18 protein-coding genes are annotated in these 22498 nt (G+C 71.7%); 5 read left to right on the top strand and 13 right to left on the bottom strand.

Annotated elements, in window-relative coordinates:
- Nucleotides 1–13: 13 nt before the first annotated feature.
- Entirely contained in the window at nucleotides 14–1810 is a 1797-nt protein-coding gene (locus ABFX81_RS04295) for a TIM barrel protein (protein ID WP_086842050.1), read from the top strand.
- Here ABFX81_RS04295 and ABFX81_RS04300 read toward each other — a convergent pair.
- From ABFX81_RS04300 to tkt, 8 genes are all read right to left on the bottom strand, one after another.
- Nucleotides 1797–3263, bottom strand: coding sequence for a membrane-associated oxidoreductase (locus ABFX81_RS04300; protein WP_086842048.1), 1467 nt, complete (start codon nucleotides 3261–3263; stop codon nucleotides 1797–1799). The two genes, ABFX81_RS04295 and ABFX81_RS04300, sit on opposite strands and share 14 nt — an antisense overlap.
- 73 nt (nucleotides 3264–3336) lie before the next feature.
- Nucleotides 3337–3924, bottom strand: a complete 588-nt coding sequence (locus ABFX81_RS04305; RefSeq protein ID WP_086842046.1) for a histidine phosphatase family protein — start codon at nucleotides 3922–3924, stop codon at nucleotides 3337–3339.
- A 3-nt stretch (nucleotides 3925–3927) separates the two neighbouring features.
- Nucleotides 3928–4812 carry a phosphogluconate dehydrogenase (NAD(+)-dependent, decarboxylating) gene (gene gnd / locus ABFX81_RS04310; protein ID WP_086842044.1) on the bottom strand — a complete coding sequence of 295 codons (885 nt, stop codon included), beginning with the start codon at nucleotides 4810–4812 and terminating at the stop codon, nucleotides 3928–3930.
- Nucleotide 4813: 1 nt separating this feature from the next.
- Nucleotides 4814–6478, bottom strand: a complete 1665-nt coding sequence (gene pgi, locus ABFX81_RS04315) for a glucose-6-phosphate isomerase (protein WP_086842042.1) — start codon at nucleotides 6476–6478, stop codon at nucleotides 4814–4816.
- Nucleotides 6471–7406: a glucose-6-phosphate dehydrogenase assembly protein OpcA gene (opcA, locus tag ABFX81_RS04320; RefSeq protein ID WP_086842040.1), complete on the bottom strand. Its 936-nt coding sequence runs from the start codon at nucleotides 7404–7406 to the stop codon at nucleotides 6471–6473. The genes pgi and opcA overlap by 8 nt, the downstream gene beginning before the upstream one ends.
- Nucleotides 7403–9070 (bottom strand): glucose-6-phosphate dehydrogenase, encoded by a 1668-nt coding sequence (zwf, locus tag ABFX81_RS04325; protein ID WP_086842038.1) that lies wholly within the window; start codon nucleotides 9068–9070, stop codon nucleotides 7403–7405. Before zwf ends, opcA begins: the two co-directional genes overlap by 4 nt.
- The gene (gene tal, locus ABFX81_RS04330) at nucleotides 9070–10212 is read right to left on the bottom strand and encodes a transaldolase (protein WP_086842099.1); all 1143 of its coding nucleotides are present in this window, start codon (nucleotides 10210–10212) and stop codon (nucleotides 9070–9072) included. Before tal ends, zwf begins: the two co-directional genes overlap by 1 nt.
- Before the next feature lie 19 nt (nucleotides 10213–10231).
- Nucleotides 10232–12307: a transketolase gene (tkt, locus tag ABFX81_RS04335; protein ID WP_086842036.1), complete on the bottom strand. Its 2076-nt coding sequence runs from the start codon at nucleotides 12305–12307 to the stop codon at nucleotides 10232–10234.
- 157 nt (nucleotides 12308–12464) lie between these two features.
- Here tkt and ABFX81_RS04340 point away from each other — a divergent pair, with 157 nt between their 5' ends.
- Nucleotides 12465–13352 carry a helix-turn-helix domain-containing protein gene (locus tag ABFX81_RS04340; protein WP_086842034.1) on the top strand — a complete coding sequence of 296 codons (888 nt, stop codon included), beginning with the start codon at nucleotides 12465–12467 and terminating at the stop codon, nucleotides 13350–13352.
- 65 nt (nucleotides 13353–13417) lie between these two features.
- On the opposite strand, the gene ABFX81_RS04345 is transcribed toward ABFX81_RS04340, so the two are convergent.
- Both ABFX81_RS04345 and ABFX81_RS04350 read right to left on the bottom strand, forming a co-directional pair.
- On the bottom strand, nucleotides 13418–14812 hold the full coding sequence (locus ABFX81_RS04345) for a carbohydrate-binding protein (protein WP_086853233.1): 1395 nt from the start codon (nucleotides 14810–14812) through the stop codon (nucleotides 13418–13420).
- Nucleotides 14813–14977: 165 nt separating this feature from the next.
- Nucleotides 14978–16225 carry an alpha/beta hydrolase family protein gene (locus tag ABFX81_RS04350; RefSeq protein WP_346137633.1) on the bottom strand — a complete coding sequence of 416 codons (1248 nt, stop codon included), beginning with the start codon at nucleotides 16223–16225 and terminating at the stop codon, nucleotides 14978–14980.
- A gap of 338 nt (nucleotides 16226–16563) precedes the next feature.
- Here ABFX81_RS04350 and ABFX81_RS04355 point away from each other — a divergent pair, with 338 nt between their 5' ends.
- The 3 genes from ABFX81_RS04355 (at nucleotide 16564) to ABFX81_RS04365 (ending at nucleotide 18918) form a co-directional block, all read left to right on the top strand.
- Nucleotides 16564–17727: a sensor histidine kinase gene (locus ABFX81_RS04355; protein WP_346137634.1), complete on the top strand. Its 1164-nt coding sequence runs from the start codon at nucleotides 16564–16566 to the stop codon at nucleotides 17725–17727.
- Nucleotides 17724–18383 carry a response regulator gene (locus ABFX81_RS04360; RefSeq protein ID WP_086853227.1) on the top strand — a complete coding sequence of 220 codons (660 nt, stop codon included), beginning with the start codon at nucleotides 17724–17726 and terminating at the stop codon, nucleotides 18381–18383. The genes ABFX81_RS04355 and ABFX81_RS04360 overlap by 4 nt, the downstream gene beginning before the upstream one ends.
- Before the next feature lie 79 nt (nucleotides 18384–18462).
- Nucleotides 18463–18918: a VOC family protein gene (locus ABFX81_RS04365; RefSeq protein WP_086853225.1), complete on the top strand. Its 456-nt coding sequence runs from the start codon at nucleotides 18463–18465 to the stop codon at nucleotides 18916–18918.
- A 59-nt stretch (nucleotides 18919–18977) separates the two neighbouring features.
- Here ABFX81_RS04365 and ABFX81_RS04370 read toward each other — a convergent pair whose 3' ends face one another.
- Genes ABFX81_RS04370 through ABFX81_RS04380 form a run of 3 tightly spaced genes read right to left on the bottom strand, consistent with a single transcriptional unit; the run spans nucleotide 18978 to nucleotide 22422 of the window.
- Complete coding sequence (locus ABFX81_RS04370) at nucleotides 18978–19769, bottom strand: IclR family transcriptional regulator (protein WP_346137635.1); 792 nt, start codon at nucleotides 19767–19769, stop codon at nucleotides 18978–18980.
- Complete coding sequence (locus ABFX81_RS04375; protein WP_346137636.1) at nucleotides 19766–21133, bottom strand: alpha/beta hydrolase family protein; 1368 nt, start codon at nucleotides 21131–21133, stop codon at nucleotides 19766–19768. Before ABFX81_RS04375 ends, ABFX81_RS04370 begins: the two co-directional genes overlap by 4 nt.
- Nucleotides 21130–22422: an MFS transporter gene (locus ABFX81_RS04380; protein ID WP_346137637.1), complete on the bottom strand. Its 1293-nt coding sequence runs from the start codon at nucleotides 22420–22422 to the stop codon at nucleotides 21130–21132. The genes ABFX81_RS04375 and ABFX81_RS04380 overlap by 4 nt, the downstream gene beginning before the upstream one ends.
- Between the last annotated feature and the right edge of the window lie 76 nt (nucleotides 22423–22498).

Consider the following 22498-nt stretch of genomic DNA (forward strand, 5'->3'; position numbering starts at 1 on the left):
GAGAGGTACCCACGTGCGTACGTCCATCGCCACCGTCTCCCTCAGCGGATCCCTCACCGAGAAGCTCACGGCCGCCGCCCGGGCCGGCTTCGACGGGGTGGAGATCTTCGAGAACGACCTGCTGGCCAGCCCCCTCACCCCCGAGGAGATCCGCGCCCGCTGCGCCGACCTCGGCCTCTCCATCGACCTGTACCAGCCGATGCGGGACATCGAAGCCGTCCCCGAGGACGAGTTCACCCGGAACCTGCGGCGGGCCCGCCACAAGTTCGAGCTGATGCGCAGGCTCGGCGCCGACACGGTCCTCGTCTGCTCCAGCGTCTCCCCGCGGGCGGTGGACGACGACGCCCTCGCCGCCGAACAGCTGGGCCGGCTCGCCGGCCTGGCCCAGGAGTTCGGCATCCGGGTGGCCTACGAGGCCCTGGCCTGGGGCCGGCACGTCAGTACGTACGACCACGCCTGGCGCATCGTCGAGTCGGCCGGGCATCCCGCCCTCGGCACCTGTCTGGACAGCTTCCACATCCTCTCGCGCGGCTCGGACCCCAAGGGCATCGAGGACATCCCCGGCGAGAAGATCTTCTTCCTCCAGCTCGCCGACGCCCCGCTGCTCGCCATGGACGTCCTCCAGTGGAGCCGCCACTACCGCTGCTTCCCCGGACAGGGCGGCTTCGACGTCGCCGGCCTGGTGCGGCACGTGCTGCGCACCGGCTACGAAGGACCGCTCTCCCTGGAGGTCTTCAACGACGTCTTCCGGCAGGCCGAAGCAGGTCCGACCGCCGTCGACGCCCGGCGTTCCCTGCTGGTCCTCCAGGAGACGGTGGGCCGGGCCGCCCTGCCCGAGCCCGTCGTCCCCACCGGTGTCGCCTTCGCCGAGCTGGTCACGCCCGACGCCGAACCCCTCACCGCCCTGCTCGGCGCCCTCGGCTTCGCCCGTACCGCCCGCCACCGCGGCAAGCCCGTCGCCCTGTGGGAGCAGGGGGAGGCCCGGATCCTCGTCAACACCGGGCCGGCCGTCCGCCGCGACGGGACCCAGCTCGCCGCCATCGGGCTGGAGTCACCGGACCCGGGCGCGGCGGCCCGGCGTGCGGAGGCACTGCTGGCGCCCGTCCTGCCGCGCCGCCGCGCACCCGGTGACGCCCCGCTCGACGCGGTCGCCGCCCCCGACGGCACGGAGCTCTTCTTCTGCGCCACCGGCCGTCCGGGCCTGCCCGACTGGCGGGCCGACTTCGAGGACTCCGACCCGGCGCCCGCGCCGGCGACCGTCCGCCGCATCGACCATCTCGCCCTCGTCCAGCCCTGGCACCACTTCGACGAGGCGGCCCTCTTCCACCGGGGCGTGCTCGGCCTGCACGCCCAGGAGAGCGTGGACGTCGCCGACCCCTACGGTCTGCTGCGCAGCCGTGCCGTGACCAACGCCGACGGCAGCGTCCGGATCGCCCTCACCGTCGGCCCCGCGCCCACGGACGACACCGTCCACGCCCAGCACATCGCCCTGGCCACCGACGACGTGGTCGCCTCGGCCCGCCGCCTCCGGGACGCCGGCGGCGCTCTGCTGCCCGTCCCGGCGAACTACTACGACGATCTCGCCGCCCGCTTCGAGTTCGCCGACGGCGAGCTGGAGACCTACCGCGACCTCGGCATCCTCTACGACCGCGACGCCCACGGCGTCTTCCGCCACTGCTACACCCGCACCGTCGGCCGCGTCTTCTTCGAACTGGTCCAGCGCGACGACGGCTACCGGGGTTACGGAGCCCCCAACGCCCCCGTCCGGCTGGCGGCCCAGCACGCGGTGCGGGCCCTCACTGGCGGCTGACCGACCGGGTGATGCCGGTGACGACCGTCGTGGCCAGGATCCAGCCCGTGAGCACCAAGGTGTAGGAGAGCCACTGGTAGCCGTCGGTGGGGGCGAACGCGCCCTCCTGCCCGAACGAGATCACCGGCAGCAGCAGGTCGAGCGTGTAGAAGACCGGGTTGAACTGCGGGGCCTCGTCCGCCTTCAGCGGCTTGGGGTGGTGCAGCGCGTAGGCCAGGGAGCCGATGACCAGCAGCGACACCAGCCAGCCGGCGGCGCGCAAGGGCCGGAAGCCGTAGCCGACGGCCGCGTCCTGGACGTAGCCCCACAGCCGGCCGTACCACGGCAGGGTGCCGCGGCGGCGGCGCTGCTTGGCGAGCTGGACGACGCGGGCGGCGTCGTCGTCGCCGATCCGGCGGTAGGCCGCGGTCAACTGCTCGTAGGCGTGCGGGACATAGCCCTCGCGGTCCCGCTCCAGCATCGCCAGGCGCCGCTCGGCGGGTTCGTGCGGGGTGAGGGAGGTGTAGACGAAGCTGTTGAGCAGGACCTCCCCGGGGACCACGTCCGGTTCGAGGAACAGGACGTCCAGCTGGGCGCGGCGCAGGTTGAGGGCACCTGTCATGGGCGGGCTCCTGCGCAGCCAGAGTTCCCCGACGGTGCAACTGCTGGCGCGCAGTGCCGTGTCACCGGGGTTCGCCAGCCGCGCGTGGGAGAGGTCGAGGCGGCCCGCGATCCGGGCGCCGCGCAGGCCGATCCAGCCGAGGACGTCCACGTCGCGCAGCAGGACGTCGCCCTCCACCGTGAGCGTCTCCGCGTCGAGGGCGGCCTCACCGGTGCCGGCCTCCAGCCGCGCCCCGTTGAGGTCGATCGTCCCGGCGACCGAGGCACCCGTCAGGCGCACCTCGCCGCGGGTGCGCAGTCCCTGCGCCGACAGGCCGTCGCCGATGGTCACGTGGTTGAGCTGGAGCGCGGGCTGATCGGTGGGCCGTTCGTCGATCTCGGCCCTGTCCATGAAGAGCGCCCCGGAGATCTGCGCCCCGCCGAGCCGGACGGGCCCCTCGAACAGGCAGTCCGACATGCGCAGCACGCCGTCCACGCGGAGGGTGGCGGCGTCCAGTCCGGGCAGGGCGGATTCGCGCAGGTTGAGCTGCCGCAGCCGCGCCCCGTACAGGACGGGGACGTCCTCGAAGTGGCAGCCACTGAGACGCACGGCGCGGTCGACCTCTCCGTACTTGAGGTCCAGCACGCCCGTGATCCGCGCGCCCGCCAGCCGGAGGGCGGCCGTCTCCCCGTCCTCCTGCGGGGCGCTCAACAGCAGGGCCCGCAGCACGGCCGCCCGTACGGTCCGTTCGGGTCCCCAGTCCGCGCCCCGCGCCGGGTCCTCGTCCGCAGGCCCGCGGAAGTCGACGTCATCCCCGCGCGGAAAGGCGCGCCACACCCGCTCCTCGGCGGGTGTCATGTCCTCGATCTCCATCAGCGGGGACTCTGACGCGCCCGGCCGGAGGCTGTCAACTCACCCCCGGCCGGGGCCGGTTACGCGGCGGTGTTCACGCCCTGGTGTTCCACTCCGCGATCACGGGCCGCCCGTGCTCGGTCGAGAGCCGGCAGACCGTGCCCGTCTCCAGCCGGAACAGCCGCCCCATCGAGGGCGGCAGCCCCAGCCGACGGGCTGTCAGGGCGCGGAGGAAGTGGCCGTGCGCCACCAGCAGCACATCGCCCTCGGGCAGCGCGCCGGCCACCCGGGACAGCACCCGGTCGGCGCGCTCGCCGACCTCCTCGGGGGACTCGCCCGGCTCGCCGTCGGGGCCGGGCGGGCCCCCGTCGGTCCACAGGTCCCAGTCGGGGCGGGTGCGGTGTATCTCCTCGGAGGTGACGCCCTCGTAGGCGCCGTAGTACCACTCGTGCAGGTCCGCGTCCCGCACGGTTCCCGTCAGGCCCGCGAGTTCGGCGGTGCGCACCGCGCGGCCGAGCGGGCTGGTCAGGACCAGAGCGAAGGAACGGCCCGCCAGCAGCGGAGCCAGCGACTTGGCCTGCTCCTCGCCGTTCGGGGTGAGGGGCAGGTCGGTGAAGCTGGTGTGCTGTCCGCTCCGGCTCCACTCCGTCTCGCCGTGGCGGACCAGCAGCAGATCTCCCACGTCCTACGCCTTCTTCGCGGACTCGACGGCGTGGCCGCCGAACTGGTTGCGCAGTGCCGCGATCATCTTCATCTGCGGCGAGTCGTCCTGCCGGGAGGCGAACCGGGAGAACAGGGAAGCGGTGATCGCTGGCAGCGGCACGGAGTTGTCGATCGCGGCCTCCACGGTCCAGCGTCCCTCGCCGGAGTCCTGGGCGTAGCCCCGCAGGCCCTCCAGGTGCTCGTCCTCGTCGAGCGCGTTGACCGCGAGGTCCAGCAGCCAGGAGCGGATGACGGTGCCGTCCTGCCAGGAGCGGAACACCTCGCGGACGTTGTCCACCGAGTCCACGGCCTCCAGCAGCTCCCAGCCCTCGGCGTAGGCCTGCATCATCGCGTACTCGATGCCGTTGTGGACCATCTTCGCGAAGTGCCCGGCTCCCACGCTGCCCGCGTGGACGAAGCCGTACGGGCCCTCCGGCTTGAGCGCCTCGAAGATCGGCCGGAGCCGGTCGACGTACTCCTTCTCGCCGCCGACCATCAGGGCGTAGCCGTTCTTCAGGCCCCACACGCCGCCGGAGACGCCCGCGTCGACGAAGCCGATGCCGCGCTTGCTCAGCTCCTCGGCGTGCTTCTCGTCGTCCGTCCAGCGGGAGTTGCCGCCGTCGACCACCGTGTCGTACGGCTTGAGGAGGTCCGCCAGACGGTCGATGACGTGCTGGGTGGCGTCGCCGGCCGGGACCATGACCCAGACCGTGCGCGGCGCCTCCAGCTGGTTGACGAGGTCGGCCAGGCTGGCGACGTCGGACTTGTCCGGGTTGGTGTCGTAGCCGATGACGGTGTGGCCGGCGTTGCGCAGGCGCTCGCGCATGTTGCCGCCCATCTTGCCGAGACCCACAAGACCGATCTGCATGTCAGTTCACTTCCCGAAGATTGCGGTAGGCGGCCACCAGGGCGGCCGTGGACGGATCGAGACCGGGGACGTCAGCGCCCTCGGTCAGGGCGGGCTCGACGCGCTTGGCGAGCACCTTGCCGAGCTCGACGCCCCACTGGTCGAAGGAGTCGATGTTCCAGACCGCGCCCTGCACGAACACCTTGTGCTCGTAGAGGGCGACCAGCTGGCCGAGGACCGACGGGGTCAGTTCGGTGGCCAGGATCGTCGTGGTGGGGTGGTTTCCCTGGAACGTGCGGTGCGGCACCTGCTCGTCGGGCACGCCCTCGGCCCGCACCTCCTCGGCGGTCTTGCCGAAGGCGAGCGCCTGCCCCTGCGCGAACAGGTTGGCCATCAGCAGGTCGTGCTGCGCCTTCAGTTCGTCGCTCAGCTCGGCGACGGGCCGCGCGAAGCCGATCAGGTCGGCGGGGATGAGCTTGGTGCCCTGGTGGATCAATTGGTAATAGGCGTGCTGCCCGTTGGTACCGGGCGTGCCCCATACGACCGGCCCCGTCTGCCACTCCACGGGACGGCCGTCGCGGTCCACCGACTTGCCGTTGGACTCCATGTCGAGCTGCTGGAGGTAGGCGGTGAACTTCGACAGGTAGTGGCTGTACGGCAGGACCGCGTGCGACTGGGCGCCGTGGAAGTTGCCGTACCAGATGCCCAGCAGGCCCAGGAGGAGCGGGGCGTTGGCCTCGGCGGGGGCGTTGCGGAAGTGCTCGTCGACGATGCGGAAGCCGTCGAGCATCTCCCGGAAGCGGTCCGGTCCGATGGCGATCATCAGGGACAGGCCGATCGCGGAGTCGTACGAGTAGCGGCCGCCGACCCAGTCCCAGAACTCGAACATGTTGTCGACGTCGATGCCGAAGTCGGCGACCTTCTCGGCGTTCGTGGACAGCGCCACGAAGTGCGTGGCGACCGCCTTTTCGTCGCCCCCGAGGCCGTCCAGCAGCCAGGAGCGCGCCGAGGTCGCGTTCGTGATGGTCTCGATCGTGGTGAAGGTCTTGGACGCGACGATGAACAGCGTCTCGGCCGGGTCCAGGTCGCGGGTGGCCTCGTGCAGGTCGGAGCCGTCCACGTTCGACACGAAGCGGAACGTCAGCTCCCGGGCCGTGAACGGCCGCAGCGCGTCGTAGGCCATCGCCGGGCCCAGGTCCGAGCCGCCGATGCCGATGTTGACGACGTTCCGGATCCGCTTGCCGGTGTGCCCGGTCCACTCCCCGGAGCGCACCCGGTTCGCGAAGCCGGACATCTTGTCGAGCACGGCGTGCACGCCCGGGACGACGTTCTCGCCGTCGACCTCGACCACCGCGTCCCGCGGGGCGCGCAGCGCGGTGTGCAGGACGGCCCGGTTCTCGGTGGCGTTGATCTTCTCGCCGCGGAACATGGCGTCGCGCTGCCCGAACACGTCGGTGGCGGTGGCCAGCTCCTGGAGCAGGGCCAGCGTCTCGTCGGTGACCAGGTGCTTGGAGTAGTCGATGCGCAGGTCGCCGACGTGCACGACGTAGCGCTCGGCGCGCCCCGGGTCCGCCGCGAACAGCTCACGCAAATCCGGCTGCGGCAGGGCGTCCGTGCGGTGGTCCTCCAGGGCGGTCCATTCGGGCCGCCGCGTGAGGCTGGGGGAGCCGGAGGGGGAGTCAGACATGAGCAGGGGTCTCCTCGGTTGCCTCGCCGTTCAGGGCGATGGCGTACATCTCGTCCGCGTCGAGGCGCCGCAGCTCCTCGGCGATGAGTTCGGAGGTGGCACGGACCTTCAGGGCGAGGGTGCGGGAGGGCTGGCCCGGCAGCGTCAGCGTGGCCAGCGGTCCCTCGGGGCGGTCGATGACGATCTCGCCGTTCTCCGTGCCCAGGCGGACCGCCGTCACCACCGGCCCGGCGGTGACCACCCGGTCGACCCGGACGTGCAGCCGCGCCTCCAGCCAGCGGGCCAGCAGCTCGGCGGCCGGGTTCTCGGCCTCGGCCTCGACGGCCGCAGAGATCACCTTCGCCCGGGCCTGGTCCAGCGCCGCCGCCAGCATCGAACGCCAGGGCGTCAGCCGGGTCCAGGCGAGGTCGGTGTCGCCGGGCGCGTAGGAGCGGACCCGGCTCTCCAGCATCTCCAGGGGGTTCGCGACGGCGTACAGGTCGGTGATGCGCCGCTGGGCCAGCGCTCCGAGCGGGTCCTTCGAGGGCACCTCCGGCGCGTCCATCGGCCACCACACCACCACCGGGGCGTCCGGCAGCAGCAGCGGCAGCACCACCGAGTCGGCGTGGTCGGACACCTCGCCGTAGGTCCGCAGGATCACCGTCTCGCCGGTGCCGGCGTCGGCCCCGACCCGGACCTCGGCGTCCAGCCGGGACTGCGTGCGGTCGCGCGGGGTGCGGGCGTGCCGCTTGATGACGACCAGGGTGCGCGAGGGGTGCTCGTGCGAGGCCTCCTCGGCCGCCTTGATCGCGTCGTAGGCGTTCTCCTCGTCCGTGACGATCACCATCGTCAGGACCATGCCCACGGCGGGCGTGCCGATGGCGCGGCGGCCCTGCACCAGCGCCTTGTTGATCTTGCTTGCCGTGGTGTCGGTCAGGTCGATCTTCATGGCCTGCGCCAGCTCCGTCCGTCTCGTGCGAGCATCTCGTCGGCTTCCGCGGGTCCCCAACTGCCCGAGACGTACTGCGCGGGCCTGCCGTGCGTGGCCCAGTACTGCTCGATCGGGTCGAGGATCTTCCAGGACTCTTCCACTTCCTGGTGACGGGGGAACAGGTTGGCGTCGCCCAGGAGGACGTCCAGGATCAGCCGTTCGTACGCCTCGGGGCTCGATTCGGTGAACGACTCGCCGTAGGCGAAGTCCATCGTCACGTCCCGGATCTCCATCGACGTACCCGGCACCTTGGAGCCGAACCGCACCGTCATGCCCTCGTCCGGCTGGACGCGGATGACGATCGCGTTGGAGCCCAGCTCCTCGGTGGCGGTGGAGTCGAAGGGGGAGTGCGGGGCCCGCTGGAACACCACGGCGATCTCCGTCACCCGGCGGCCCAGCCGCTTGCCGGTGCGCAGGTAGAACGGCACACCCGCCCAGCGGCGGTTGTCCACCTGGAGCTTGATCGCGGCGTAGGTGTCGGTCGAGGAGGCCTGGTCGATGCCCTCCTCCTCCAGGTAGCCGCGGACCTTCGTGCCGCCCTGCCAGGCCGCCGCGTACTGCCCGCGCACGGTGTGCCTGCCCAGGTCCTCCGGCAGCCGCACGGCCCGCAGCACCTTCAGCTTCTCGGTGAGCAGCGACGCCGCGTCGAAGGCGGCGGGTTCCTCCATCGCGGTGAGCGCCATCAGCTGGAGGAGGTGGTTCTGGATGACGTCACGGGCGGCGCCGATGCCGTCGTAGTACCCCGCGCGGCCGCCGATGCCGATGTCCTCGGCCATCGTGATCTGCACGTGGTCGACGTACGACCGGTTCCAGATCGGCTCGAACATCTGGTTGGCGAAGCGCAGCGCCAGGATGTTCTGGACGGTCTCCTTGCCGAGGTAGTGGTCGATACGGAAGACCTGCTCCGGGTCGAACACGTCGTGCACGATCGCGTTCAGCTCGCAGGCGCTGTCGAGGTCGTGACCGAACGGCTTTTCGATGACGGCGCGGCGCCAGGAGCCCTCCTGGGCGTCGGCCAGCTTGTGCTTCTTCAGCTGCTGGACGACCTTGGGGAAGAACTTCGGCGGCACCGAGAGGTAGAAGGCGTAGTTGCCGCTGGTGCCCCGGGAGGCGTCCAGCTCCTCGACGGCCGAACGCAGCTGCTTGAACGCCGTGTCGTCGTCGAAGTCGCCCGGGATGAACCGCATGCCCTCGGCGAGCTGCTGCCAGACCTCCTCGCGGAACGGGGTGCGCGCGTGCTCCCGGACCGCGTCGTGCACCACCTGCGCGAAGTCCTGGTCCTCCCAGTCCCGGCGGGCGAAACCCACCAGCGAGAAGCCCGGCGGCAGCAGGCCGCGGTTGGCCAGGTCGTACACGGCCGGCATCAGCTTCTTGCGGGACAGGTCGCCGGTCACGCCGAAGATGACGAGCCCGGACGGGCCCGCGATCCTGGGCAGACGGCGGTCGCGTGGGTCGCGCAGCGGATTGGTGAAGTCGATGCCGGCGTACTCCGGGCGCGGTGCGGCCCGGCCGCTCACCCCCGTCTGCTCGACCCCGGCGGCCTCCTGCGCCGCCCGGGCCTCCTTGTCCTCCTTGGTCCCTATGGTCTCCTGCTCGGCCGTCTGGGGGATGCCCTCAGTCATTACGCGTCAACTCCCTTGCTGTTCAAGGACTTGGTGACCGCGTCCAGCAGGTCCTGCCAGGCCACCTCGAACTTGGCGACGCCTTCGTCCTCCAGTTGCCGCACCACCTCGTCGTACGAAATGCCGAGCCGCTCGACGGCCGCCAGGTCGGCGCGCGCCTGGGCGTAACCGCCGGTGACGGTGTCGCCCTGGACGTCACCGTGGTCGGCGACGGCGTTCAGCGTGGCCTCCGGCATGGTGTTGACCGTGCCGGGGGCGACCAGTTCGTCCACGTACAGGGTGTCCTTGTAAGCGGGGTCCTTCACACCGGTGGAGGCCCAAAGGGGGCGCTGCCGGTTCGCACGGGCACCGCCCAGGGCCTGCCAGCGCGGCCCGGCGAATACCTGTTCGTACGCCTCGTAGGCCAGCCGCGCGTTGGCCAGGGCCGCCCTGCCCTTCAGGGCGAGGGCCTCGTCCGTGCCCAGCAGCGTCAGCCGCTTGTCGATCTCGGAGTCGACACGGGAGACGAAGAAGGACGCGACCGAGTGGATGGCCGACAGGTCGAGACCGGCCGCCTGCGCCTTCTCCAGGCCGGCGATGTAGGCGTCCATCACCTCGCGGTAGCGCTCCAGCGAGAAGATCAGCGTCACGTTCACGCTGATGCCCGCGCCGATCACCTCGGTGATCGCCGGCAGACCGGCCTTCGTCGCCGGGATCTTGATCATCACGTTGGGGCGGTCCACCAGCCAGGCGAGCTGCCGGGCCTCGGCGACGGTCGCCGCCGTGTCGTGGGCCAGCCGCGGGTCGACCTCGATGGACACCCGGCCGTCCCGGCCGCCGGTGGCGTCGTACACCGGCCGCAGGACGTCGGCGGCGGCCCGGACGTCGGCCGTCGTCAGCATCCGGACGGCCTCGTCGACGGTGACGCCCCGCACCGCCAGGTCGGCGAGCTGCTCCTCGTAGCCCTCGCCGGAGCCGATGGCGGCCTGGAAGATGGACGGGTTGGTGGTGACGCCGACGATGTTCCCCGCCGCCACGAGCCCGGCCAGGTCGCCGGACTCGATCCGCCGGCGGGACAGGTCGTCCAGCCAGATCGACACGCCCTCGTCGGACAGGCGCTTGAGTGCTCCCGCGTTCGCGGTCGCTTCGGTCACAGTGATCATCTTCTTTCGGGCGGTCGGATCAGCCACGAGCCGCGGTCAGGGACTCGCGGGCTGCGGCGACGACGTTCTCGGGGGTGAAGCCGTACTCGGCGAACAGGGTCTTCGCGTCGGCGGAGGCGCCGAAGTGCTCCAGGGAGACGATGCGTCCCGCGTCCCCCACGAACCGGTGCCAGGTCAGGCCGATACCGGCCTCGACCGAGACCCGGGCCTTCACGGACGGCGGCAGGACGCTGTCGCGGTAGGCGCGGGGCTGCTCCTCGAACCACTCCACGGACGGCATCGACACGACCCGCGTGGGCACGCCCGCCGCCTGGAGCTGCTCACGGGCCTCGACGGCGACGTGCACCTCGGAGCCGGTGGCGATGAGGATCACCTGCGGCTCACCGCCCTCCGCCTCGGCCATCACGTAACCGCCGCGCACCACGTCCGGGTTCGGCTCGTACGTGGGCACGCCCTGGCGGGTCAGCGCGAGGCCGTGCGGGGCCGGGTCGGTGGTGTGCCGCCTGAGGATCTCGGCCCAGGCGAGCGCGGTCTCGTTGGCGTCGGCCGGGCGTACGACGTTCAGGCCCGGGATGGCGCGCAGCGCGGCCAGGTGCTCGACCGGCTGGTGGGTCGGGCCGTCCTCGCCCAGGCCGATCGAGTCGTGCGTCCACACGTACGTCACCGGCAGCTGCATCAGGGCCGACATGCGGACGGCGTTGCGCATGTAGTCGGAGAACACCAGGAAGGTGCCGCCGTAGACGCGTGTGTTGCCGTGCAGGGCGATGCCGTTCATCTCCGCGGCCATGGAGAACTCGCGGATGCCGAAGTGGATCGTCCGGCCGTACGGGTCGGCCTCCGGCAGCGGGTTGCCCCTCGGCAGGAAGGACGAGGTCTTGTCGATCGTGGTGTTGTTCGAACCGGCCAGGTCGGCCGAGCCGCCCCACAGCTCGGGGACGACCGCGCCGAGGGCTTGTAGCACCTTGCCCGACGCGGCACGGGTGGCGACCGCCTTGCCCGGCTCGAACACCGGCAGGGCGTCCTCCCAGCCCGCGGGCAGCTCGCCCTTGCTGACCCGGTCGAAGGTGGCGGCGCGCTCCGGGTTCTCGCCGCGCCAGGCGGCGATCCGCTTGTCCCAGGCGGCGTGCGCCTCGGCGCCCCGGTCCAGGGCCTTGCGGGTGTGCGCCAGCACCTCGTCGGCGACCTCGAAGGTCTTCTCCGGGTCGAAGCCGAGGAGGCGCTTGGTGGCGGCGACCTCGTCCTCGCCGAGGGCCGAGCCGTGGGAGGCCTCGGTGTTCCGCGCGTTCGGGGCGGGCCAGGCGATGATCGTGCGCATCGCGATGATGGAGGGGCGCCCGGTCTCGGCCTGAGCCTCCTTCAGTGCCGCGTGCAGCGCGTGCACGTCGACGTCGCCGTCCTCCCGCGGCTCGATCCGCTGCACGTGCCAGCCGTACGCCTCGTACCGCTTCAGCACGTCCTCGGAGAACGCGGTCGCGGTGTCGCCCTCGATGGAGATGTGGTTGTCGTCGTAGAGGAAGACCAGGTTGCCGAGCTTCTGGTGGCCGGCCAGCGAGGAGGCCTCGGCGGAGACGCCCTCCTGGAGGTCGCCGTCGGAGACGATGGCCCAGACGGTGTGGTCGAAGGGGGACTCGCCCTCGGGGGCGTCCGGGTCGAACAGACCGCGCTCGTAGCGGGCCGCCATCGCCATGCCGACCGCGTTCGCGACGCCCTGGCCGAGCGGGCCGGTGGTGGTCTCCACGCCGGCGGTGTGCCCGTACTCGGGGTGGCCGGGCGTCTTCGAGCCGTGCGTGCGGAACGCCTTCAGGTCGTCCAGCTCCAGCTCGTAGCCCGCGAGGTACAGCTGCGTGTAGAGGGTCAGCGACGTGTGGCCGGGGGAGAGGACGAAGCGGTCACGGCCGGTCCACTCCGGGTCGGCCGGGTCGTGCCGCATCACCTTCTGAAAGATCGTGTAGGCGGCCGGAGCCAGGCTCATCGCGGTGCCGGGATGGCCGTTTCCGACCCGCTGGACGGCATCGGCCGCCAGCAGACGGGCGGTGTCGACGGCACGCCGGTCGAGTTCGGTCCATTCGAAGCTGTCCGCTGTCTGCGTGCTCATCTTCAAGAAATCCTCGATAGGAACGAAGTGGCTGGTCTGACGTGTTCAAAACTAAAAGTCTGACTTTTTCGATGGAAGGTCGCCGTGTGCCAGCCTGTGGTGAAACTGGGACACGCAGCGGCAGCGCGGCACGCGAACGGGGCGGTACGAGACGGACATGGCGGACAGAAGCATCCAAGGCGGCGACGGGATCAGAACGTTCCCCTTCCCGGTCGAGCTGAGCGTCGGCGGCGTCGGTATGCAGGTCGGGCCGATGGGCACCGGCCGCACCTGGCACGCCGACGCGCCGCTGGAGCGCGTGCACCGCATCGACTTCCACGTCGTGCTGCTGTTCGGCGATGGCCCGGTCCGGCACATGGTCGACTTCACCGAGTACGAGGCCGCGGCCGGGGACCTGCTGTGGATCCGCCCGGGGCAGGTCCACCGCTTCTCCCGCACCAGCGAGTACCGCGGAACGGTGCTGACCATGCAGCCCGGCTTCCTGCCCCGCGCGACCGTGGAGGCCACCGGCCTCTACCGCTACGACCTGCCGCCGCTGCTGCGCCCCGACGCGGCCCAACTCGCCGGTCTGCGCAACGCGCTCGGCCAATTGCGACGCGAGTACGAGGACACGGACACGCTGCCGCTGAGCCTGCACACCGCCGTCCTCCAGCACTCGCTGACGGCGTTCCTGCTCCGGCTCGCCCATCTCGCCGCCAGTTCCGCGGAGTCGGTACGACAGCAGTCCGACTCCACGTTCACCCTCTTCCGGGAGGCCGTGGAGAAGGACTTCGCCACCAACCACAGCGTCAGCGCCTACGCCGACGCGCTCGGTTACTCCCGCCGCACGCTGGTCCGCGCGGTCCGCGCCGCGACCGGCGACACCCCGAAGGCGTTCATCGACAAGCGCGTGGTCCTGGAGGCCAAACGCCTCCTCGCCCACACCGATCTGCCGATCGGCCGCGTCGGCGCGGCGGTCGGCTTCCCCGATGCCGCGAACTTCTCCAAGTTCTTCCACCAGCACACGGACCTGACGCCGGCGGCGTTCCGGGCGGAACTGCGCTGAGGCCACGAAATCCGGGCAGCGAAAAGGGGCTCCACGCGCGCGTGGAGCCCCCTGTTCGAGGTCGGTCAGTGCCCGAAGGTGAACCAGTTGACGTTCACGAAGTCCGCCGGCTGTCCGCTGGTGAAGGTCAGATACACGTCGTGCGTGCCCGTCACGGAGCTGATGTTCGCCGGAACGGTCCGCCACGACTGCCAGCCGCCGGTGCTGCCCACCGCGAAACTCCCGATGGGCGCGCTGCTGCGGCTGTCCAGCCGCACCTCGACCAGTCCGCTGACGCCGGCCGCCGCGCCGCTCGCCACCCGGGCGCTGAACTGCCGGGCCGCGCTGGAGCCGAAGTTCACGCCCTTGAAGTGCAGCCAGTCCCCGTTGGCCAGCGAGCCGACGTTCCGGCCGCCGCCGGAGTCGGACGTCGTCTCGGTCATCACACCGGACTGGCCGTCGTAGGACTCGGCCTGGATGGTCGAGTAGGCGTCGCGGTCGCCGGTCGGGGGAGGTGTGGTGCCACCGCCGGACGACAGCACCTGGACGTAGTCGACGACCATCGGGTGGCCGGGCTGCGTCCCGGCGTCCGGGCCGCCGCCGAACGCGTCCGGGAAGCCGCCGCCCATCGCGACGTTCAGGATGATGAAGAAGCCGTGGTCCGTGGCGTTCCGCCAGGTCGTCGCGTCGACCTGGTTGGCGCGCACCGTGTGGAAGTTGACGCCGTCGAGGTAGAAGCGGATCTCCTCGACGCTCGTCGAGCGGTCCCACTCCATCCGGTAGGTGTGGAAGCCGGCCTGGCAGGTGGTGCCCTGGCAGGTGGTCGAACTGCCGATGCCGCTCGTCTCGTTGCAGGGGCCGCCCGGCGAGGTGCCGCAGTGCATCGTCGCGAACACCGTGTTCATGCCCTGGGTGTTCTCCATGATGTCCAGCTCGCCGACGCCCGGCCAGTTCCAGTAGTTGCCGCGGTAGGGCGCGCCGAGCATCCAGAAGGCGGGCCAGTAGCCCTTCGCCGCGGCCCCGGTGACGTTCGGCACCTGGATGCGCGACTCCACGCGGAGCTTGCCGCCGGCCGGGGGCTGGAAGTCGGTGCGGTTGGTCTCGATGCGGCCGGAGGTCCAGTTGCCGGCGCCGTCCCGACGGGGAGTGATGCGGAGGTTGCCGTTGCCGTCGAGCGAGACGTTGTCCGGGCTGCTCGTCATCGTCTCGATCTCGCCGGTGCCCCAGTTGGCGGGGCCGCCCGGGTAGCCCTTGCCGGTCGCGTACTGCCAGTCGGCCGTGTTGACGCCGCTGCCGGCCGGGCCGTTGAAGTCGTCGAGGAAGACCTGGTTCCAGCCCGACGGGGGCGGCGGCGCGGAGGCGCTCGCGGAGGGAGTCGCGGCGGTGGCGGCGACCACGGCGAGGCCGAGTGTGCTGACGACGGCGACGAACGCCCGCCGCAAGGGGCGCCGTGCGGGGAGTCTGCCGGAGGTGTCACTCATGTGGGGATGCCTCTCGGGTACGGATGCGGGGGTTGAGAGCGCTCTCAAAGTGTCGTCAATGTGCTCCACGCCACGCGGGCCGTCAAGAGGTAAAGCCGGGAAAAGTGCGGGGCGGCTGATGAGTGCAGGTCCTGAACGGGCTGGCTGCCGGGTGATGCGGAGGTTTCAGCTCAAGACCTCCAACTCGCGGTACTGACCACTGGGGTTGTGGAAGAGGGCGGTAGGCCGGTCTTTCAGGTGGAGGTCGAACAAGGCCGTGACGGCGGCGCGTTGGGCCGCCAGGGACCGGCGGGGGTTGACGGTGCCGATGAGCTCGGCGGCCGCGGGGATTTTCATGTGGGGGGTGAGCTGCGGAAATATGCTCTGCAGGTCGGTGTACGAGCCGTGTTTGGCCTTCCGCAGGTGAAGTGCCTGCTTCCAGCCGGTCGAGGCGGCCCAGAAGGCCTTCCAACTGGCGTTTCCCTCCAGGGTGTTCACATCGGACGCCATCAGCAGGAACGGTGTGGCGACGCCGGTGCGGACGACCGGGCCGACGAACTCGCCGTCGAGGTTTGCCGCAGCCCTGACGCGCGGTTCGTCGTGGGCGAGTTGGGCGGCCACGGAACCGCCCAGGGACTGGCCGAGTGCGCCGATGCGGGAGAGGTCCAGCGCTGCGGGCAATCCGGCCGGGAGGGGCTTCTTCCCGGCGTCGGGGTTGCGCCCGTGTGCCATAGCGTCGATCTGCCGGAGGACGAACTTCATGTCCGCGACGCGTGCGCGGGAGTGCTTCTCCAGGAGGGCCGCGATGACCTCCGGGGTGAGCTTCTCGGGCGGCGGGGCGGCTCGTTCGACCCGGCCGCCGGGGAACTCGACCTGGTCCACCTCGTAGGTGGGGTCGACGGTGACCACGACGTAGCCTCGGGCGGCCAGCTCCTCGACCAGGGTGGTGCCGAGCGCGCGGTCGCCGCCGTCCCCCGAGGAGAACAGCACCACCGGCAGTTCCCCGGCCGACCGGGCGACCGGTGCGCCGGTCCGCGCATGCGTCTGAATTCCCTGCCAGTCCACCGCGCCGGATTTGATGGTCAACCCCGGTGCGGAGTGCTTGTCCCAGTCGGCCGCTGCCGCAGGAGTCAGCCACGGGGCGATCGGGAACCTCCCTCCCCGGTCCGCCGGGTACCACACGCTGGCCATCAGTTCCCGGAAGGGCTGCGACGGCACGAGGGGGTCGTGTCGCGTCCGGTCGATCAGGTGCAGGTCGACGGTGCCGATCGGCCAGGGCCCGGTGGGTGCGGGCAGGGAGACCGCGCGGCCCGTCGGTGAGGCACTGGGGGCGGTCCTCGTGCGGGAGCCGGTCGTGGAACAGGCGGTGCTCATCGGGGCGAGGACGGCGGCGGCCCCCAGTTTCATGAGAGTTCTGCGGCTGGGACGTGGCATGGCCGGCTCCTTGCGAGGGGTGGGTGCTGGAATGCGAGAAGCCTTTCAACGGCGTGACGGCCGCTGCGACGTGCTGCGGGACGATCCGCCCGGGAGACGCCGGTCTCCTCGGAACCGAGAAGTCCTCCCCTGGGAGGAGGCTGCCGTGCCACCACGGTCGCCCCTGCCGGACGGCGTGCCTGGCAGCCCTCTTACGCTCGCAGGAGGAGACCATGCATCCCTGGGGCGCACACCGCTCTCCACCGGTGGTGGGAGGCGCCCCCCGGTCCGCGGCCCTAGCGTGGACGAACACCCACCGCGAACGAAGCACTGCGAGGACGGACACGATGGCCGAAGCCGTGCCTGCACACCGTCGGGGCCAGGCCCGTCCGCCGGGGCACCAGGTGAAGCGTCTGCTGGTTCGCGCGGCGCACGTGCCGCCCATCGTGCAGGACGCGGCGCTGGCGGCGGCACTCTTCGCGGTGACCTTCGGGCCCGGGCGGCTGGAGGGCGCCACGGGGCTGAGCCTGCAGGCGGCACTGGTGCTGCCGCTGGTGTGGCGGCGCCGGGCCCCCCTCACCGTGTTCGGTGTGATCGCCGCTGTCGCGCTCGCGCAGTGGCTGCTGGGCGTTCAGTTGCCCGCCGATGCCGCGCTGCTGATCGCCCTCGGCACGGTCACCGCCCGATCCCCCTGGCGGCACGCGCTGCTGGCCGGGGTCGTCCTGGAGACCGGGGCCGTGATGTCGGCGGCGCGCTGGGCGCCCGAGGGCAAGTTCCTCGCCTCCGCCGCCGCGATGACCGCCGCGGTCGCCGCGTGTGCCCTGCTCGGGGTGAACGCGCGGATCAGGCGTGCCGCCCAGGAAGACCACGTCGCCCATCTGGAACGCGAGCGCGACCGGAAGGCGCAGCTCGCGGTTGTGGAGGAGCGGGCCCGCATCGCCAGGGAGATGCACGACAGCGTCACGCACACCCTGTCCGTCATCGTCGCCCTCGCCGACGCGGTCGTGCACACACGGCCCGACGACCCGCTCGCCGTGACGGACCAGATCGCTGAAACGGGGCGGCAGGCACTGACCGACATGCGGCGTTCGCTGGGGATCCTGCGGGACGGCGAACCCGACGCCGAGCGCCATCCGCTGCCCGGCATCGCGCAGCTTGAACTCCTGTGCGACCAGATGTGTGCCGTGGGGCTGCCGACCCGCCTTCGGGTGGACGACGGCCTCGCCCGCGTTCCCGCGGCGGCGCAGCTGACCGCCTACCGCATCGTGCAGGAGGCGCTGACCAACACCCTCAGACACGCGCCCGCAGGCACGCGCGCCGAGGTCCGGGTCTCCTGCTCCCCGCGGGCCGTCACGGTCGAAGTGACCGACGACGGCCCCGCCGCACCGGTCACGACGCCCGGGCGCGGCATCGCCGGGATGCGGGAACGCGCCGCCGCCTACGGCGGGACAGTGCACGCCGGCCCGCTCCCCGGCGGAGGATGGCAGGTCCTGTCGCGCCTGGCCCTGGACGGCGCCCGATGAGCACACGGGTGCTCCTCGTCGACGACGAGGAACTGCTGCGCGTGGCCTTCACCATGATCCTGCGGGCCGAACCCGACATGGAGCCCGTCGGCGAGGCGGCGGACGGCGACGCAGCCCTGCGCCTGACGCGTCGGCTGAAGCCGGACGTGGTCCTGATGGACGTGCGCATGCCGGGCACCGACGGCATCGAGGCGACGCGCCGGCTGATCCGGGAGTCGCCGCAGACGCGCGTGCTCATCCTCACCACCTTCGACCTGGACGAGTACGCCTTCGACGCGCTCCGGGCCGGGGCATCCGGATTCCTGCTGAAGAACACCAGACCGGAAGAACTGCTCGCCGCGATCCGCGACGTCGCCCGCGGCGACGCGGTGGTCTCTCCCCGCGTCACCCGGCGCCTGCTGGAAAGTTTCGCCCACCAGCTCCCGGCCACCACCCTCGGCGGCGACGAGCGTCTGCGCCCGCTCACCCCGCGCGAACGCGAGGTCTTCTTCAACGTCGCCCACGGCCTGACCAACCCCGAGATCGCCGCCGCCATGCAGCTGGCGGAGCCCACGGTGAAACGACACATCGGCCGGATCCTGTCCAAACTGGAGCTGCGCGACCGCGTACAGGCCGTGATCTTCGCGTACGAGACCGGCCTCATCCGCCCGGCCTGAGGCCCCGCCGAGCACGCCCCAGCGACGTACGGCCTCACCCTCGGAGGCCCTTGTCAGACCCTGCTGCGATGCTCACGGCATGGACGTCACCTTGCAGCTGACCATCGACTGCGCCGACCCGGCGAAGCTCGTGACCTTCTGGACCGAGGCCCTCGGCTACGTGCCCGAACCGGCCCCGGGCGGGCACCCCACCTGGCGGGCCTACTGGGCGGACACGGGGGTGCCCGAGGACGAACTGACCGAGGGGGTGGGGGAGACCCCCGAGTCGATCGTCGACCCGGACGGGCAGGGGCCCCGCGTCTGGTTCCAGCGGGTGCCGGAGGGCAAGACCGTCAAGAACCGGGTGCATCTCGACCTGAAGGTCGGCGGTGGGAGAGGTGTTCCCCTGCCGGAGCGCACGCGGAGAGTCAAGGTCAAGGTGGACCGGCTGACCGCGGCCGGCGCGACGGTGCTGAGGATCATGGACGAGCCGGACATGGACTACTACGGCGTTGTCCTGCGGGACCCGGAGGGCAACGAGTTCTGCGTGGCCTGAGGGTCACCGGCCGCTTCGCCCGGGAAGCCGGATGCCGGGCACCTGCTGAACCCGCCGCCTCACGCTCGCTCCGGCAGCCACCCCAGGGCCCGTGAGATGCCGCGCGCTGCCACCCGTACCGCCGGGACCAGCACCGGCACCTGGGCGTCGGCGTGCGGCACCACGATGGACACGGCGGCAGCCACCGAGCCGTCCGCCGTGCGCACCGGCGCGGCCACCGACAGGGCGTCCTCCGTGATCTGACGGTCGCTCACCGCGACGCCGGTCCGGCGCACTTCGGCGAGTTCCCGCCGCAGCCGCGCCGGGTCGGTGATCGTGTGCGGTGTGAAGGAGGCGAGTTCGCCCGCGCAGTACGCCTCCCGGAACCCCGGGTCCCCGTGGGCCAGCAGGGCGAGCCCCACGCCGGTGGCGTGCAGTGGCCAGCGCGCGCCGACGCGGATGTGCACGCCGACCGCGGAGCGCCCCGACAGCCACTCGATGTAGACGACGTCCGAGCCGTCCCGCACCGCAAGCTGCACGTTCTCGTGCGTCGCCTCGTACAGGTCCTCCAGGTACGGCAGCGCGATCTGCCGCAGGGCGAGGCCGCGCGGCGCCAGTGCGGCGATCTCCCACAGCCGGAGCCCGACGTGGTAGACGCCGGACTCGTCCCGTTCCAGGGCTCCCCACTCGGCGAGCGCGCCCACCAGCCGGTGCGCGGTGGTCAGGCTCAGCCCGGCCCGCCGGCTGATGTCCGTCAGGCACAGGGCCGGGTGCTCGTGGTCGAAGGCCGCGAGGACGGACAGCAACCGGTCGGTCGCGGTGGGGGAGCCCCCCGTGCCGGTGGAGCCGAGGGCTCGGGGCAGAGCGGTCATGGCCGGGTGTCTCCCGGGTGGGCGAGGTCGTAGGGGCGGGGGTAGGCGGCCGGCCGGTACGGGACGTAGCGGGGCTCGGCCGTCGGTTCGGCCGCTGTCGCACGGGCGTTGAGCGCGGCGGGTGAGGTGTCCCAGCGGCCTGTGTCCAGGCGGTTCTCCAGGGTGCGCAGGGCGGCCAGCGTCTCGCCGGGGGTGAACGTGCAGTGGCCGGGGGCGTCGACGTAGGCCTGGCGGAACAGCGGTGCGGAGCCGGCCGCGCCTGCCGCCCGCCGGTAGGCGCTCTCCGCCTGCACCGGTATCAGCGCGTCACCGGTCGTGTGGATGTTCAGCTGCGGGTCGGCGAGCCGGCCCGAGAGCACGCTGGTGTTCCGCATCCACCGTACGGCCGGCGGATCGGCGGACACCCGGGGCGCCCGGCCCAGGGCCGAGAGGTCGGTACGCAAGGACAGTCCCGCCTCCTTGTAGAGCTCCTTCACCTCTTTGTACAGCGGGGAGCGGGCGAGCATGGCGGTGTAGTCGACACCGGTGTTCCACGACGGGTTGCCGCCCGCCCGGCTCTCGGCCTCCTGCCGCCAGCTGAACGCGGGCATCTGGAGCAGGCCCCGGACGGCGGTGTACTGGTTGACCTGCTGGGTTTCCCAGTCCGTGGGGCCCGGTTCGGTCTGCGAGGCGTCGTTGTAGCCGGGGATGCCGTGCAGGGCGGCGGCGAGGGCTATCCGGGCCCGGCCCTCCGGGGTCCGCTGCGCGGCGTCGACCTTCGTGGTGAGCGCCTTCCCGGCGGCGACCGCCTCCGCCTGGCCGGTGAAGCCCGCGAGCCGGATCCCGGAGTCGGGCGTGAGGAGCGTGCGCAGCGCGAACACCGGGTCCAGGGTGCTGTTCCAGTTGGCGACGCCGCCCTGCACCAGCCCGCACATCGACAGCGAGCCGTCGAACCGGCCGGCGTGGCGTTCGGCGAGCATGGTGGTGACGAAGCCGCCGTACGAGGTGCCCCAGGCGAGCGTCCGCCGCGCCGCCCCGAACTTCCCGGTGAACAGGTCCAGCGTGGCGAGCTGGTCGGGTACCGCCTCGGTGACGGCCCAGCCGTTCGTCGCGTACGAGGAGCCGATCAGGGCGTAGCCCTCGGCCAGCAGCTTGTCCCGGGCGGCCGCACCCGGGGTGTTCTGGGCCGGGTTGGGGGCTCCGGCCGGGGAGTAGCCGTGGCTGTACAGCAGCACCGTGCCGTTCCAGGACGCGGGGACGTCCATCACGTACGCGGCGCCGGAGGGGAGCCGGCCCTCCAGGTGCGTGTCCGTGGGGGCGGCCTGCGCCGGCAGCGCGGTCGCCACGGACAGGCAGGCGGTCAGTAAAGCGAGGCGGATCCTCAACGCGGGGTCCCTTCCAGGGTGGGGGTGGTGGTGGCGGGGGAGTCCAGGGCGTCGGTGTGCGTCTCACGCAGTCGCCACACGGTGACGGCGGTGATCGCCGCGCCGGCGCACAGTAGCAGCGAGACGGGCGTGCTCCCCCCGCCGTACGAGGCGAGGAGGCTGCCGGCGATGAGCGGGGAGAACCCGGCGCCGACCAGGGTGGCCGCCTGGTAGCCGAGGGAGGCGCCGGTGTAACGGACGCGGGTGCCGAACATCTCGGTGAGCAGGGCGCCGAGCGGGCCGTACATCGTGGACTGGGCGACACCGTGACCGAGGGCGAGGGCGAGGATCAGCAGTCCGGGCGAGCCGGAGTCGACCAGCGCCAGGACGGGGAAGGCGAGCGCGGCCGAGGCGACCGCTCCGGCGAGCACGACGGGCCGGCGACCGACCCGGTCCGACAGCGCGGACGCGAGGGGCAGGACGACGAGGGCCACGCAGGAAGCGACGGTCACGGCGGTCAGCACCTGCGGTCGGGTGTACCCCTCGTCGACGGCGTAGGAGATCATGAAGCTGGTCAGCAGCGACTGGGCGGTGAAGGCGCCGATGCCGACGCACGCGGCGAGCAGTACGGGCTTCGGACGGCGCAGCACCTCGACGATCGGCGGCTTGTCCACCGGTTGCCGCTTGACCTGGGCGAACAGCGGGCTCTCGGCGACCTTGAGGCGCACGAACAGCCCGACGGCCAGCAGCACGATGCTCAGCAGGAAGGGCACCCGCCAGCCCCAGGAGCGGAACTCGTCGTCGGGCAGGCCGGCGACGATGGTGACCACCCCGGCCGACAGCACGGAACCGAGCGGGGCGCCGAGCTGGGTGAAGCTGGACCACAGGCCGCGCCGGGAACCCTGCGTGTGCTCGGCGTGCTCGACGACCATGAGCATCGCGCCGCCCCACTCGCCGCCGATCGCGATGCCCTGCACCACGCGCAGGGCGACCAGCAGGATCGGGGCCCAGACGCCGATCGTGTCGTACGTCGGCAGCAGACCGATGAGGAAGCTGCCGCAGCCCATCAGGACCATGGTCAGCAGCATCATCGACTTGCGGCCGATCCGGTCGCCGAAGTGGCCGAAGAGGATGCCGCCGAGCGGGCGGGCGAGATAGCCGGCGGCGAAGGTGCCGAACGCCGCGATGGTGCCGACCGCCGGGTCGGCCCGGGGGAAGAACAGCTCGCCGAAGACGAGCGCGGCGACCGTTCCGTAGACGAGGAAGTCGTAGAACTCGACGGCCGTGCCGAGCAGGCCGGAGACGGCCACGCGGCGCAACTGCCGCGAATCGGAGGCAGGTTGAGCGGCAGAAGGGGATGGCTGCACGGGAGCTCCCTGGGGACGG

The organism is Streptomyces coeruleofuscus (genome assembly GCF_039532725.1).
Taxonomy (GTDB): Bacteria; Actinomycetota; Actinomycetes; order Streptomycetales; family Streptomycetaceae; genus Streptomyces; species Streptomyces coeruleofuscus.